Origin of the sequence: Streptomyces griseicoloratus (assembly GCF_014534645.1) — a bacterium.
Classification (GTDB): Bacteria; Actinomycetota; Actinomycetes; order Streptomycetales; family Streptomycetaceae; genus Streptomyces; species Streptomyces griseicoloratus.
On record NZ_JACVQF010000211.1, the window covers coordinates 151,735 to 164,766 of the forward strand.

The following is a 13,032-nucleotide window of genomic DNA, read 5'->3' on the forward strand; positions in this document are numbered from 1 at the left end:
TCCCCTTAGGAGCGTCCCCCGCATGCGGAAGATACTCGTCGTCGGAGCCGGGCAGTCCGGTCTCCAGCTCGCCCTCGGCCTCCAGTCGCACGGGTACGAGGTCACCCTGATGTCCAACCGGACCGCGGACGAGATCCGTACGGGCCGGGTCATGTCGACGCAGTGCATGTTCCACACGGCACTCCAGCACGAGCGCGATCTCCAGCTGAACTTCTGGGAGTCCCAGGCCCCGAAGATCGAAGGACTCGGCGTCTCGGTGGCGGCCCCCGGCTCCTTCGACCCGGGTCCCTCGCAGCGGGCGATCGACTGGCTGGGCCGGCTCGACGGGTTCGCGCAGTCGGTCGACCAGCGGGTGAAGATGGCCGGCTGGATGGAGACCTTCGCGCAGCGCGGCGGCCAGCTGGTCATCCACGGCGCGGCCGTCGGCGACCTGGACTACTTCTCCCGCGCGTACGACCTCGTGCTGGTCTCGGCCGGCAAGGGCGAGCTGGTGCAGATGTTCGGCCGGGACGCCTCGCGCTCCCCGTACAGCGAGCCGCAGCGCGCGCTCGCGGTGGCCTACGTCCACGGGCTGGGCCCGCGCCCGGAGCACCCGGACACCGAGGCCGTCCGCTGCAACCTGGTCCCGGGCGTCGGCGAGATGTTCATCATGCCGACCTACACCACGTCCGGCCGCGCCGACATCCTGTTCTGGGAGGGCATACCCGGCGGCCCGCTCGACGCCTTCAAGGACGTCAAGGACCCGGCGGAGCACCTCTCCCTGACCCTGGAACTCATGGAGAAATTCCTCCCCTGGGAGTACGCGCGGGCCACCAAGGTCGAACTGACCGACGCCGGCGGCACCCTCGCCGGCCGTTACGCCCCCACCGTCCGCCACCCCATCGGGCGCCTGCCCGGCGGCGGCCTGGTCCTCGGGGTCGCCGACGTCGTGGTCGCCAACGACCCGATCACCGGGCAGGGCTCGAACTCCGCCTCCAAGTGCGCCGCCTCCTACCTCGCCTCGATCCTGGAGCAGGGCGAGAAGCCGTTCGACGAGGAGTGGATGCAGGCGACCTTCGACCGCTACTGGGAGACGGCACAGCACGTCACCAAGTGGACGAACGCCATGCTCGCCCCGCCGCCGGAGCACGTCCTGAACCTGATCGGCGCCGCCGGGCAGCTCCAGCCGGTCGCGGACCGCTTCGCCAACGGCTTCAACAACCCGGCCGACTTCGAGAACTTCTTCTACGAGCCGCAGAAGACCGAGGCCTACTTGGCGGAGGTCACCGGCGCGGCCGGCGCGCCGGCGGAGGCGTAGCCCTCGTCGGATCCGTCCGTCGCCCCGGCGGGGAGCCTCGGCGGCACGTACCGCCGCACCGGCTCCCCGCCGGGGTCGGGCCGCACCGCCCCCAGCACCGGGTTGGCGGCGATCGGCGACACCTTGACCCGGGCACCGGGACGGGGCGCCTGGACGACCATGCCGTCGCCGAGGTACATCGCCACGTGCGTGGCCTCGGGGAAGTAGACGACCAGGTCACCCGGCCGCAGCTGGTTCAGCGGGACCCGCTTCAGCCGGGCCCACTGCTCCTGGCTGGTCCGCGGGATCGGCGTGCCGGCCCGCGCCCACGCCTGGGACGTCAGACCCGAGCAGTCGTACGACGCCGGACCCTCCGCGCCCCACTGGTACGGCTTCCCGATCTGCTCCACCGCGAAGCGCACCGCCCGGTCGCCCTGCGCGGAGGGCCTGCCGCCGGCGCCCAGCGCCCCGGACGCGATGAACCGTTCCTGTGCCGTGGCGATGCCGTTCTTCTCGAACGCGGCGAGCTCGGCCAGCCTCTCGGGGGTGAGCGAGGCGAGCAGTTTTTCGACGTCCCGGAGCCGGTCCTGCACGGCGTCCCGTTCCTTCTTCTGCCGCTCGGCGAGGGCGAACTGCGCGTCGAGGGCCTTGCGGGCCCGCCGCGCCACCTCGTCGGCCTTCTTCTCGTCACCGGTGAGCCGGCCCACCGTCTCGGCCCGCTCCCGGGCCAGCCGGCCGATCACATGGCCCTGGTCGAGGGCGTGCTGCGGGTCGCGGGCCAGCAGCAGCCGTACGTAGGGGGAGAGGCCGGTGCTGCTCTGGTACTGCTGCCGGGCCAGCCGTCCCGCCGCGCTGCGGCTGTCGTGCAGGGACAGCCGGGTCCGGGCCAGCTCGGCGTCCAGCCGCCGCACCTCGGCCCGCTGCCTCTTCAGCCGCTCCTCGGTGCCGTTGTAGGTCTCGGTGGCCTTCTCGGCCTCCCGGTACAGCCGCTGAAGATCGGTCAGAAGCTCGGCCACCGGGCGCTCTTCGGGTTCGGGGTCCGCCTCCGCGGACACGGGTGCGAGGACGATCCCGGCCGCCACCGCCGCCGTGCACACCAGACGCAGAAGCCTTCCTGACACGTCATCACCTCCGCTGCGGGGCGGCCCGTCCGCTCCGCAGGGTGATCATCAGACGTATGGGCGGGTTTCGTGTGCCGAGTGTGCGCGGTTCGGCGTAAGCGCGTCACCCGTCCGCGTCGTCCGGCTTGCCGCCCGGCGTGCTGTCCGGCTTGGACCAGGGCCACTTCCGGCGGGCGCCCTTCTTCCCGGTGGGGTCGTACGCGTACTTCCAGCGGGCCATCCCGACCCGGCCGCGGTCGCGCGGGACGCGGCGGTAGACGAGCACCGTGGGCGGCCCGCCGTCGGGGGCCGGGACCGGGATGCGGTACGTCTTCGGCGGGTGCCCGGTCATCCCGACCAGCACCGGCAGCACCCGCCCGTCCATGGGGCCGCCCTCGAAGGGGGTGTCTTCGCTCTTCACGGCACCAGTGTCAGACATCCGCCGCGAGCGCCTCGACCAGCGCCTCGGTCTGCGGGTCGCGCTTCGCGGTGACCGACAGCACGGCCACGAACTGCTCCACGAGCCAGTCCCGCAGCTCCTCGGCCGGCGGCTGCTTGTCCTCGTCCAGCCAGATCAGCGAGGCCGCCTCCACGGCCGTGATCCACATGCGGACGGTCATCCGCAGCCGGGGGCCGGGCTCGTCGACGTCCAGGTGGCTCATGATGTGCTCGGCGGCGGCCCGGCGCACGCCGTCCACGATGGACGTGGTCCGCGAGGTCGCGGCCACGCTGCCGCCGCGCAGCAGGGCGCTGAAGCCGGTGTCGTGCTGGTCCACGAAGGCCAGGTACCGGTCCAGGGCCCGGGACAGGCGGGCCGTCAGGGGGCCGTGGTGGGCCTCGTCGAAGCACAGCCGCAGCTCGTCGGCGGCCGACCGGAGCGCCGCCTCGTACAGCTGCTGCTTGCCGCCCGGGAAGTACCGGTACACCAGGGGGCGCGAGACCCCGGCCTGCTCCGCCACGTCGTCCAGGGAGACCTCCTCCGGCGGCCGGTGCGCGAAGAGGGTGAGCGCGGCGTCGAGCAGCTGACCGCGGCGCTCCTCGACGCTGAGCCGGCGGTAGGCGGGGGTGGGGGCCTGCGGGGTCATGGAACGCAGGGTAACCGGTGCGGTTCCGTGACCCCGTACGCCGGCGGGGCGGGCGGCGTACGACCGCCCGCGGCCGGGTCCTAGGCCAGCAGGCCCGACGACCTCCACAGCCGGCGCCCCACGCCCCGCAGTACGCCGATGTCGTCGAGGAAGTCGGTCAGGCGCTTGGCGCCGGTCTGCATCACCTCGCGGCGGTGCCCGCTGGCCTTGACCTGGGCCATGGCCTCCCGCTTGTCCAGTCCCACGTTCGTGTAGACCTCGGGGTTGATGAAGGCGACGGAGAAGACGCGGGCGAACTCGCCGGAGGTGATGCGGGTGAACTCCTGCGACCACTTCGGGGCCGTCACCATCTGCCGGCGCAGCTCCTCGCGCGCGTACCGCACGTGACGGGCCTCCTCCACGACGTGGATGCGCGTGACGCCCCGGATCAGCGGCTGGATCCGCTCGTCGGGGAAGGTCAGCCGCTGCATCCAGTCCAGGACCTCCTCGCCGAGCAGGGTGGCGGTGAAGGAGCCGGGCGTGGTGGAGATCGTCTTGAACAGACGCCCCAGGTGCTGGTGGACCGGGCTCACCGGGTACCACGGGGTCTCACCGCGCGATATCAGCCGGGCGAACATCTTCGAGTGCCGGCACTCGTCCTCGATCTCGGTGAGCGCGTACCGCACGTGCGCGCTCGTCGCCGACTTGTCGTAGATGTGCCGGACCAGGAGCTGCATGAGGATCAGCTCGAACCAGATGCCGAGCGAGGCGAGGGCCGCGGCCTCGTGCTGGGAGAGCAGGATCCGCTGCTCCTCGCTCATCCGCTTCCACATCGGGGTGTCGTACAGCGACACGAGCTCCGGCGGCCAGAACCACTTGCCCTCCTCGAAGGGCGCGTCCCAGTCCAGTTCCTTGTCCGGGTCGAAGGAGTGCTTGGCGGAAGAGTCGAGCAGCCGTTCGGCCACCTGCTCCCTGTCCTTGAGCAGGCCCAGCGCGTCGCGCAGGCCGTCGAGCGCGTCGGCTTCCGTCAGGGTCGTCATGGCTGTCCCACCTCGTCGTACGGGATTGCGTCCGGAACCGTCGTGTTACCCGCGGTCACTCGCTGCTCTTATAAGACTGCCTGTCAGCAAGCTCGTCAATCCCTTGCGCGCGACTTGTTGACCGCGAGTAAAGGTGGAGGCGGGTGTCAACGGCACGTTCGGGGATCACTCGGCAGAGCGTCGAGTCGCCGTTCTTGCTGAGTACGCTGACTCTGCCAGGCAGACTCCGCCGCATGGGAGCAATCATGAGCGCCGCACGCGAGTACGGACTGGACGAGGACTTCGAGTGGCCCCGTCCGCCGCACGGCGGCTGGACGGCCGATGACCTGGACCGACTCCCGAACCTCCCTCCGCACACGGAGCTGATCGACGGGAGCCTTGTCTTCGTGAGTCCGCAGACCCGTTTTCACCTACGCACGATCCGGTTGTTGGAGTACGCCCTGCTCAGTCAGGTCCCCGATGCGTACGACGTCGACCGGGAGTTCAGCGTCAAGCTCGACCGGCGCAACCGACCGGAGCCCGATCTGCTGGTGTACCGGGCGGATGCCGACACCGGACCGGGGCAGACGTGGCATCACTCGGACTCCGTCATCCTGGCCGTCGAAGTCGTGTCCGACGACTCCGAGGAGCGCGACAGGGATGTCAAGCCCCGCAAGTACGCAGCGGCGGGCATTCCGTTTTTCTGGCGGGTGGAGCAGAACCAAGGACTGCCCGTGGTCTACACCTACGAGCTCGATCCTTCCACGAACACCTACAGCGGCACCGGCATCCACCACGACCGACTGAAGGTGAGCGCGCCGTTCCCCATCACCATCGACCTCACCGCCATCAACCGCCGACCGCCGGTTGGTCCTCCCCCGGAGCTGCCGTAGGGCTGGAAGGCACCGCCCTGCCCCCGAGCCTCACGAAGCGAGCACCGCCTCCATCACCGCCCGCGCGATCGGCGCCGCCAGCCCGCCCCCGCTGACCCGGTCGCGGTCCGCCGCCGAGCCCTCCACCACCACGGCCACCGCGACCTCCGGCTCCGCGGCCCTCTCGCTCTGCGCCCACGAGACGAACCAGGCGTACGGCGTGCCCGAGTTGCCGAGGCCGTGCTGCGCGGTGCCGGTCTTGCCGCCCACGACGGCACCGCGGATCGCCGCCTTCGAGCCGGTGCCGTTCTCCACGACGCCGGTCATCAGCTCCTTCAGCAGCGCGGCCGTCGTCGGCCGCATCGCCTGCCGGGTGGGGCTCGACCCGGCCGCCGCCACCAGGCTGCCGCCCGCCCGCACCGTCCGCTCCACCAGGTACGGCATCCGCAGCTGCCCGCCGCTCGCCACGGCCGCCGCCACCATTGCCATCTGCAGCGGCGTGGCCCGCGTGTTGTACTGCCCGATCGACGACAGCCCGAGCTGGGCCCTGTCCACCGAGGTGTCGAAGGTGCTCCGCGAGACGGAGAAGGGGATCCGCAGGCCGTCGTCGTTGAAGCCGAAGGCCTCCGCGGTGGCCGCCATGTCCGTCGGCCCCACGTCCACGCCCAGCTTGGCGAAGACCGTGTTGCAGGACCACTCGAAGGCCTGCCGCAGCGAGGCGTTCCTGCAGCCCCCGCCCTCGTTCGTCAGCCACGTCCGTGTCCCGGGCAGCCTGTAGGGGTCGGGCGAGCGGGTCGGCGCGTCGAGATCCCGCACCACGCCGGCGTCGAGCGCCGCCGCCGCGGTGACCACCTTGAAGGTCGAACCCGGCGGATAGGTCCGGCGCACGGCCCGGTTGAGCATCGGCTTGTCCGGGTCCTCGTTCAGCCGCCGCCAGGTCCGGGTGGCGGCGGCGCCGTTCCCGGACAGCCGCTGGGGGTCGTACGACGGGGCGGACACCAGGGCCAGGATCCGGCCGGTCGACGGCTCGATCGCGGCCACCGCCCCCTTGTGCGAGCCGAGCCCCTCGTACGCCGCCCGCTGCGCGGCCCCGTTGATCGTCGTCACGACGTCGCCGCCCGGATTGCGGGCGCCGGTGACGTCGTTCCACAGGGGCAGCGGCGCGAGCACCGGGTCCGCGCCGGAGAGCAGGCCGTCCGCGGCGTGCTCCAGCAGGGTGGTCCCGTACTCCTGGGAGGCGAAGCCGGTGACCGGCGCGTACATCGGGCCGTCCCGGTAGGTCCGTTCGTAGCGCAGGTGCTCACCGGTGTCGCGGGAGCCGGTGACCGCCTCGCCGCCGACCAGGATGTCCCCGCGGGGCTGCTGGTAGCGGGCGATGTCGGGGCGGCGGTTGGCGGGGTTGGCGTCGTAGCCGGGAGCCTGGACGATCTGCACGCGGGCGGCGTTCACCAGCAGGGCGACCAGCAGCAGGGCGCAGAAGGCGGCGGCGTGCCGGATGTGCCGTGTCACGTGTCCTCCCCGTCTCCCGCGGCCGTGTCCCTCACGCCGGCCCCCGCCCGTCGTGCTGACGGCGCGCCGCATCGCTGACCCGGATCAGCAGCGCCACGATCGCCCAGTTGGTCACGACCGAGGAGCCGCCCTGGGCCAGGAACGGCATCGCCATCCCGGTGAGCGGGATCAGCCCGGTCACCCCGCCCGCGATCACGAACACCTGGAGCGCCACGATCGAGGACAGGCCCACCGCGAGCAGCCGGCCGAACGGGTCGCGCAGGGCGAGGCCCGCCCGGTAGCCGCGCTCGACCAGCAGGGCGTACAGCAGGAAGATCGCGGAGAGACCGACGAAGCCCAGTTCCTCCCCGGCCGTGGCCAGGATGAAGTCCGACTTGGTGGCGAAGCCGATGAGGACGGAGTGCCCGAGGCCGAGGCCCGTCCCGGTCACGCCGCCCGCCGCGAACGCGAACAGCGACTGGGCCAGCTGGTTCGGCCCCTGACCGGCCTCGATCGACGCGAAGGGGTGCAGCCAGTCCTCCACCCGGCCGTGCACGTGCGGTTCCAGCCAGCCCACCGCGACCGCGCCCAGCGAGGCCAGCAGCAGGCCGACGGCGATCCAGCCGGTGCGGCCGGTGGCGACGTACAGCAGGACGACGAACAGGCCGAAGAACAGCAGCGAGGTCCCGAGGTCCCGTTCCAGGACCAGGACGCCGACGCTGACCAGCCACACCGCCACGATCGGGCCGAGCACCCGGCCGGTGGGCAGCTGCAGGCGCCACACCTGCCGGCCCGCGTACGCCAGTGCGCTGCGGTTGGCCGCCAGGTAGGCGGCGAAGAACACCGCCAGCAGCACCTTCGCGAACTCGCCCGGCTGGATGGAGAAGCCCGCCACCCTGATCCAGATGCGGGCGCCGTTCACGGCCGGGAACAGGATCGGCAGTGTGAGCAGGACCAGCGCGGCGGCCACGCAGACGTAGGCGTAGCGCGCCAGGACGCGGTGGTCGCGCAGGAGCAGTACGACCACGATGAACAGCCCGACGCCCAGCGTCGACCACACCAGCTGGGTGGGGGCCGCCCGGTCGCCCGGCGTCTCCAGGTCGAGCCGGTAGATCAGCACCAGGCCGAGGCCGTTGAGCAGCACGCCGATGGGCAGCAGCAGAGGGTCGGCGCACGGGGCGCGCAGCCGCACCGCCAGATGGGCGAGGAGGGCGAGCACCCCGAGACCGGCGCCGTAGCCGGCGGCGCCCGGCGGGAGGGTGCCGTGCTGGGCGAGGCCGACGTTGCAGTAGCCGTACACCGACAGCAGGACGGCCACCACGATGAGCGCCAGTTCGATGCCGCGCCGCCGGGGGAGGCGGCCGACGGGAGCGGGGGCGTCCGCCGCTGCCACGGTGATTCCGGTTCCGGCCTTCATCATGTCCGGAACTTACCCAAATGGTGCGTCTTGCCGGTCGTCGGCGTCGGTATCAGCGCGGCGCGCCGGAGTCCCCGCCCCGCGCTTCGCCCGCCACGGCGGCGGAACGACGGGTACGGGGGCATGGGAGTACCTCCAACCTGACGAACGCGTCATAGCTGACCAATCGCCACATTAGGGTGCGCCGGGCGGGGTGCGCCCGCCGCACTGCGCCATCGGGGAACGGCCCGGCCGCGTGTCGGGGCGGCTTGACGGGACGTCAGGGTGGCCAGGCGGGCGTCAGGGCTGATGCGGCAGGGTCAGGGTCGCCAGTGCCCCGCCGTCGGGGGCGTTCGCGAACTCCAGCCGCGCGCCCAGCACCTCCGCCTGCCCGAGCGCGATCGTCAGCCCGAGCCCGTGCCCCCGCGTCCCGCCCTCCGTGCGGAACCGCTGCGGCCCGTGCGCGAGGAGGTACTCCGGATACCCGTCCCCGTGGTCCCGCACGGTGACCACCGGACCGTCCACGGTCAGCACCACCGGCGCCCGCCCGTGCCGGTGCGCGTTCGCGACCAGATTCCCGAGCACCCGCTCCAGCCGCCGCCGGTCGGTCTCCACGCACGCGTCCCGCACGACGTCCACCCGGGTGTCGGTGCCGGAGCCCCGCACCACCCGCTCGGCCAGCGCGCCCAGCGCCTCGGCGTCCAGCTCCAGCCGTTCCCGCCCGGTGTCGAGCCGGGAGATCTCCAGCAGGTCCTCGGTGAGCGTGCGCAGGGCGGCCACCCGGTCCCGCACCAGCTCGGTCGGGCGGCCCGGCGGCAGCAGCTCGGCCGCCGCGTGCAGTCCGGTCAGCGGAGTGCGCAGCTCGTGCGCCACGTCCGCCGTGAAGCGCTGCTCGGCGAGCAGCTTGCCCTGGAGCGACGACGCCATGGAGTCCAGCGCGGCGGCGACCGAGGCCACCTCGTCCTGCGGCCGCGTCGGGTCCTTCGCGCGGGGGTCGTCCACCCGGGCGTCGAGGTCGCCCGCGCTGATCCGCCGTGCCACCCGTGCCGTCGCGTGCAGCCGCCCGGTCACCCGCGTCACGGCGAACGCGCCCACCAGCAGCGTCGCCCCGATCGCCAGCGCCGACGACCACACGATCGCCCGGTCCAGCCCGTCGATCGTGCCCTTGCCCTGCGAGTAGTCGACCTCGGCCGCGAGGACCCGGCCCCCGTCGGCGGGGCCCGCCGCCCACATGATGGGCCGGCCGTCGTGCTCGGCGACCGTCGTCCCGCGCTCACCCCTGGCGGCCAGCTCCCGCAGCCCCCCGGGCAGCCCCGGCGGATCGACGCCCGCGCCCGGCCCGAGCGGGTCCCCGGCCTCGTACGCCTGCGTCGCCTCCCGCAGCCGGGCGAGGGCGGCCTCGCGGGCCCGGTCCACGGTCTGGTCGGTCACCGAGACGTGCACCAGGACACCGAGCAGCGCGGCCAGCGCGCAGCACATCACCGTAATGAAGGCGGCGGCCTTCACGGCGAGCGCGCCGGCCCACCTCGGCAGCGCGAGTCTCATGGCCCGCTCGCCGACGCCGACGCGGACGGGGCGGCCGAGGGTGAGGGCGAGGGCGGGGCGGTGGGACGCTTCGACCGCTTCCCGCCGGCGGTGCGCAGCATCTCGTCGTGCGTGAGGAGCATCGCGCGCTGATCGGGGTCCCAGGTCCACTGGAGGCGGTACTCGTACCCCGCCACCTCCGACGGCGACCGGACGATCAGCGACCGCCCGGCCAGCTCGACCGCGCTGACGGCGTCCTCGTAGGACATGACCCGCACGAGCCGGCCCCGCTCGACGGTGTAGACGCGCACGGCGGTCATGTTCTCCGGCAGGAGCCGGAACCCCAGCGTCATCTCGGGGTGCCCGTCACCGGTCAGATCACGGAAGTACGGCGTGAGCACCGGGCACCGGCCGCGCTGCCCCTCCGGGCCGCAGTCGGGCATCCGCCGGGCCGTCTCGCGGTACGGCGCCTTCGCGCCCGCGTAGTCGTCCGGGTGCTCGGCGATCTCGGCCCGTACGGCGGCGACGGCGTCCGCCCTGCGGATGTCCCCGCCGGGCACGGCGACGCCCTTGACGACCTCGTGGTCCACCTCGCCGATGTCGTAGGCGGGGCTCGACGCCGGCGTCAGGTCCGGCCACAGCCGGGCCGGGCTCACCGCGGTCGGCGTCGCGCCGGCGCTGCGCAGCCCGCCCGTGTCACCGCACCCGGCCACGGCCGCACCGGCCGTCGCCGTCACCAGGAACACGGCGAGGGCGGCGGTGACGCGGGCTGCGCGCCCGCGGCGGCTGGGGAGCACTGCACTCCTGCGGTTCGGGGGGCGTCGGTGGCCCTGCACACCCTATTCGTACGGAAGTCCATTTTGCGTGCGCGGGGGGCGCGGCCGTGCTCGTGGCCGGCACTTCGGACACGCCTAGTCGGCCAGCTCCTCCAGCAGCCGGGCCGTGGGCAGGCCCGCGCGCAGGTACTCCACGAACAGCTCGTTGTGCAGGGCCCACGGCGACCGCCGGGACCGGATCAGCCGGATCGCCTCCTCGGCCGTGCCGCCCCGGCGCATCAGGGCGTGCGCGATGACCAGGCCGGAGCGGTTGTACCCGTGGTAACAGCGGACGAGGACCCTGCGGCCCTCGTCCAGCGCCTCGACCGCGGCCTCCGCCAGCCGGATCACGCCCGCGAGCTGGGTCCCGTCGAGCGGTCCGTCGGGGATCGGCCACACATGGTGCTCGACGCCCGGGTCGGGCCCGTGCCCGGGCAGCCGCAGCAGGGTCTGCACGAGATCGAACTCGTCCCGCACCACGGCGAACTCCAGCTGCCCGGCATGCCGCCGGAACTCGTGCCCGCCCATCCACAGACCGGGCACGATCTCGCTCCACGGCCTGTCCGGGGCCGGTACGTCGGGTACCTTCCCGCGCGTGCGCAACGGCGCCTCCCCACGATCCCCGCCCGTCGGGCAGACCCAACTCCTGTCAAAGGTAGCCCGGTTCTTGCCCCCGGAGCACCCCGCCTGTTCCCATGGTCATGGGGTGATGGTGCATGAGCGGACTGCGCGTCATACCGACCTGGCGGCACGGTCAGGAACGGCTCTACGTCTGCCTCCCGGACGGCAGGAACATCGCCTGGTACGACCGTGAGGCAGCCCGGGTCAACCTCCTCGGCGACGACCGCCGGGACGACGTGCTCGAAGCCCTGGCCCCCTTCCTCACCGGCCCGGTCGCCGTGGGCCCGCCCCCCGTCCCCACCCCCGCCGAGCTGGCCCGGCTCTCCCTCCACCCGGACGACGACCTCGCCCCCAACCGGCCCGGCGAGGCACATCTGATCGCCCTGGACCGCGACCCCGCACCGGCGCACCGGCTGCGCCCCGACCCGCGCCGGCGGGCGCTGGCCGCCGAACAGACGACGGGGCGGGCCCTCGACGGCCTCGACGGCGCGGGCTGGCGCACCCTGCACTCCGTCCCGCTCCCCGGCGGTGACCGCATCCACCACCTGGCGATCGGCCCCGGCGGCCTCTTCGCCCTGCACGTGCTGCCCGCCCGCAGACAGCGGGTCCGCATCGCCGGCCCCCTGGTCACGCTGGGTCGCCGCGAACCCCGGCCGCTGCTGCACCGGGTCCGCGCGGACGCCGACCGCGCCTCCTACGCCCTGACCGCCGAGGTGCACGCCGTGCTGGTCCTGGTGGGGCCCGCGGACACGGTCCTGGCGGCCCCGCCGCGGGAGGTGCGCGTCCTCACCGACGAGGAGCTGCCGGAGCTGGCCCGCCTGGGCGGCGTGCTCAAACCGGCGGACGTCGAGGCCCTGCACGCGATGGCCCGGGACCGCAACACCTGGCTGCGGGTGTGACGGCGCCCGTCCGGTGAGGCCGGGGCCGGGCGGTTCAGGGCAGGGTCGCCGCCCGGCGTCGTTCGAACAGGGGTGCCAGCAGGTCGCCGTGGTCCTGCACGCGCGGTCCGACGTCCCCCGCCCGGAAGACCAGCTGGTCCGCCCGCCGGCACCGTTCCACCTCCTCCCACGTCACCGGCGTGGAGACGGCCGGCTCGGCCCGGGCCCGGATCGTGTACGGAGCGGCCGTCGTCTTGCGCGCGGCGTTCTGGCTCCAGTCCACGAACACCTTGCCCGGCCGCAGGCTGCGCGTCATCCGGTGCACCACGAGCTTCGGCATGGCCCGCTCCGCCTCCACGGCCAGCGCCTTCGCGTACTCCGACACCCGCTCGGACGACGACCCCCGCACCCCGGCCAGCAGATGCAGCCCCTTGGCGCCGGACGTCTTGGCGAACGCCTCGAAGCCGTCCGCCGCCAGCCGCTCCCGCAGCCACAGGGCGACCTCGCAGCAGTGCACGACGGTGGCGGGCGGCCCCGGGTCGAGGTCGAACACCAGGCGGTCGGCCTCGCCGGGGTCGACGGCGACCCACTGGTGCGTGTGGAACTCGGTCACCAGGTTCGCCGCCCACATCAGGCTGGCCAGGTCCTGCACCAGCACCATCCGCGCCGGCCCCTCCGACCGGGGCACCTCGGCCGTGGTGACCCACTCGGGCGTACCCGGCGGCACGTTCTTGGTGAAGAACAGCTGGCCGTCCGGTCCGTCCGGGTACCGCAGGAAGGACAGCGGACGGTCCCGCAGATGCGGCAGCAGCACCTCGGCGGTCGTCGCGTAGTAGTGCAACAGCTCGGCCTTGGTGAAACCGGTCGCGGGATACAGCACCTTCTCCAGGTTGCTGAGGGCCACCCGTCGCCCCTCCACCTCTGTGATGGGCGCCATACGATGAGAATCGCACGAAACTCGCGAAACAGGACGAATCGC

At 73.1% G+C, this 13,032-nt stretch carries 13 protein-coding genes; 3 read left to right on the forward strand and 10 right to left on the reverse strand.

Annotated elements, in window-relative coordinates; translation table 11 throughout:
• Positions 1 to 22 precede the first annotated feature (22 nt).
• On the forward strand, positions 23 to 1,297 hold the full coding sequence (locus H0H10_RS25180) for a styrene monooxygenase/indole monooxygenase family protein (RefSeq protein ID WP_188183376.1): 1,275 nt from the start codon (positions 23 to 25) through the stop codon (positions 1,295 to 1,297).
• Here H0H10_RS25180 and H0H10_RS25185 read toward each other — a convergent pair.
• The 4 genes from H0H10_RS25185 to H0H10_RS25200 form a co-directional block, all read right to left on the reverse strand.
• Positions 1,249 to 2,397, reverse strand: a complete 1,149-nt coding sequence (locus H0H10_RS25185) for a C40 family peptidase (RefSeq protein ID WP_188183377.1) — start codon at positions 2,395 to 2,397, stop codon at positions 1,249 to 1,251. The genes H0H10_RS25180 and H0H10_RS25185 overlap by 49 nt on opposite strands.
• 103 nt (positions 2,398 to 2,500) lie before the next feature.
• Complete coding sequence (locus tag H0H10_RS25190; protein ID WP_188183378.1) at positions 2,501 to 2,797, reverse strand: DUF8847 domain-containing protein; 297 nt, start codon at positions 2,795 to 2,797, stop codon at positions 2,501 to 2,503.
• Positions 2,798 to 2,807: 10 nt separating this feature from the next.
• Positions 2,808 to 3,461 (reverse strand): TetR/AcrR family transcriptional regulator, encoded by a 654-nt coding sequence (locus tag H0H10_RS25195; RefSeq protein ID WP_188183379.1) that lies wholly within the window; start codon positions 3,459 to 3,461, stop codon positions 2,808 to 2,810.
• Positions 3,462 to 3,541: 80 nt separating this feature from the next.
• Positions 3,542 to 4,480: an AurF N-oxygenase family protein gene (locus H0H10_RS25200; protein ID WP_188183380.1), complete on the reverse strand. Its 939-nt coding sequence runs from the start codon at positions 4,478 to 4,480 to the stop codon at positions 3,542 to 3,544.
• A gap of 245 nt (positions 4,481 to 4,725) precedes the next feature.
• Between H0H10_RS25200 and H0H10_RS25205 the strand changes: the two genes are divergently transcribed.
• Complete coding sequence (locus H0H10_RS25205; protein ID WP_188183381.1) at positions 4,726 to 5,352, forward strand: Uma2 family endonuclease; 627 nt, start codon at positions 4,726 to 4,728, stop codon at positions 5,350 to 5,352.
• Between the two features lie 30 nt (positions 5,353 to 5,382).
• Here H0H10_RS25205 and H0H10_RS25210 read toward each other — a convergent pair whose 3' ends face one another.
• The 5 genes from H0H10_RS25210 to H0H10_RS25230 all read right to left on the reverse strand — a co-directional run bounded on the left by H0H10_RS25210 (position 5,383) and on the right by H0H10_RS25230 (position 11,157).
• A complete protein-coding gene (locus H0H10_RS25210) occupies positions 5,383 to 6,840 on the reverse strand; it encodes a penicillin-binding transpeptidase domain-containing protein (RefSeq protein ID WP_188183382.1) in 1,458 nt (485 codons plus the stop codon).
• A 31-nt stretch (positions 6,841 to 6,871) separates the two neighbouring features.
• On the reverse strand, positions 6,872 to 8,239 hold the full coding sequence (locus H0H10_RS25215; RefSeq protein ID WP_188183383.1) for an FtsW/RodA/SpoVE family cell cycle protein: 1,368 nt from the start codon (positions 8,237 to 8,239) through the stop codon (positions 6,872 to 6,874).
• Between the two features lie 276 nt (positions 8,240 to 8,515).
• Positions 8,516 to 9,760, reverse strand: a complete 1,245-nt coding sequence (locus H0H10_RS25220; RefSeq protein WP_188183384.1) for an ATP-binding protein — start codon at positions 9,758 to 9,760, stop codon at positions 8,516 to 8,518.
• Positions 9,757 to 10,536 (reverse strand): hypothetical protein, encoded by a 780-nt coding sequence (locus H0H10_RS25225; RefSeq protein ID WP_188183385.1) that lies wholly within the window; start codon positions 10,534 to 10,536, stop codon positions 9,757 to 9,759. The genes H0H10_RS25220 and H0H10_RS25225 overlap by 4 nt, the downstream gene beginning before the upstream one ends.
• Before the next feature lie 114 nt (positions 10,537 to 10,650).
• The gene (locus H0H10_RS25230; protein WP_188183386.1) at positions 10,651 to 11,157 is read right to left on the reverse strand and encodes a protein-tyrosine phosphatase family protein; all 507 of its coding nucleotides are present in this window, start codon (positions 11,155 to 11,157) and stop codon (positions 10,651 to 10,653) included.
• Between the two features lie 113 nt (positions 11,158 to 11,270).
• Between H0H10_RS25230 and H0H10_RS25235 the strand changes: the two genes are divergently transcribed.
• Positions 11,271 to 12,074, forward strand: a complete 804-nt coding sequence (locus tag H0H10_RS25235) for a nuclease-related domain-containing protein (RefSeq protein ID WP_188183387.1) — start codon at positions 11,271 to 11,273, stop codon at positions 12,072 to 12,074.
• Positions 12,075 to 12,108: 34 nt separating this feature from the next.
• Here the strand turns inward: H0H10_RS25235 and ligD are convergent, their stop codons facing one another.
• The gene (ligD, locus tag H0H10_RS25240) at positions 12,109 to 12,990 is read right to left on the reverse strand and encodes a non-homologous end-joining DNA ligase (RefSeq protein WP_188183388.1); all 882 of its coding nucleotides are present in this window, start codon (positions 12,988 to 12,990) and stop codon (positions 12,109 to 12,111) included.
• Positions 12,991 to 13,032: the final 42 nt, after the last annotated feature.

Coding starts and splice junctions, on each gene's coding strand:
- H0H10_RS25180 (WP_188183376.1), top strand. CDS start 23: ATGCGGAAGATACTCGTCGTCGGAGCCGGGCAGTCCGGTCTCCAGCTC.
- H0H10_RS25195 (WP_188183379.1), bottom strand. CDS start 3,461: ATGACCCCGCAGGCCCCCACCCCCGCCTACCGCCGGCTCAGCGTCGAG.
- H0H10_RS25200 (WP_188183380.1), bottom strand. CDS start 4,480: ATGACGACCCTGACGGAAGCCGACGCGCTCGACGGCCTGCGCGACGCG.
- H0H10_RS25205 (WP_188183381.1), top strand. CDS start 4,726: ATGAGCGCCGCACGCGAGTACGGACTGGACGAGGACTTCGAGTGGCCC.
- H0H10_RS25215 (WP_188183383.1), bottom strand. CDS start 8,239: ATGATGAAGGCCGGAACCGGAATCACCGTGGCAGCGGCGGACGCCCCC.
- H0H10_RS25220 (WP_188183384.1), bottom strand. CDS start 9,760: ATGAGACTCGCGCTGCCGAGGTGGGCCGGCGCGCTCGCCGTGAAGGCC.
- H0H10_RS25235 (WP_188183387.1), top strand. CDS start 11,271: ATGAGCGGACTGCGCGTCATACCGACCTGGCGGCACGGTCAGGAACGG.
- ligD (WP_188183388.1), bottom strand. CDS start 12,990: ATGGCGCCCATCACAGAGGTGGAGGGGCGACGGGTGGCCCTCAGCAAC.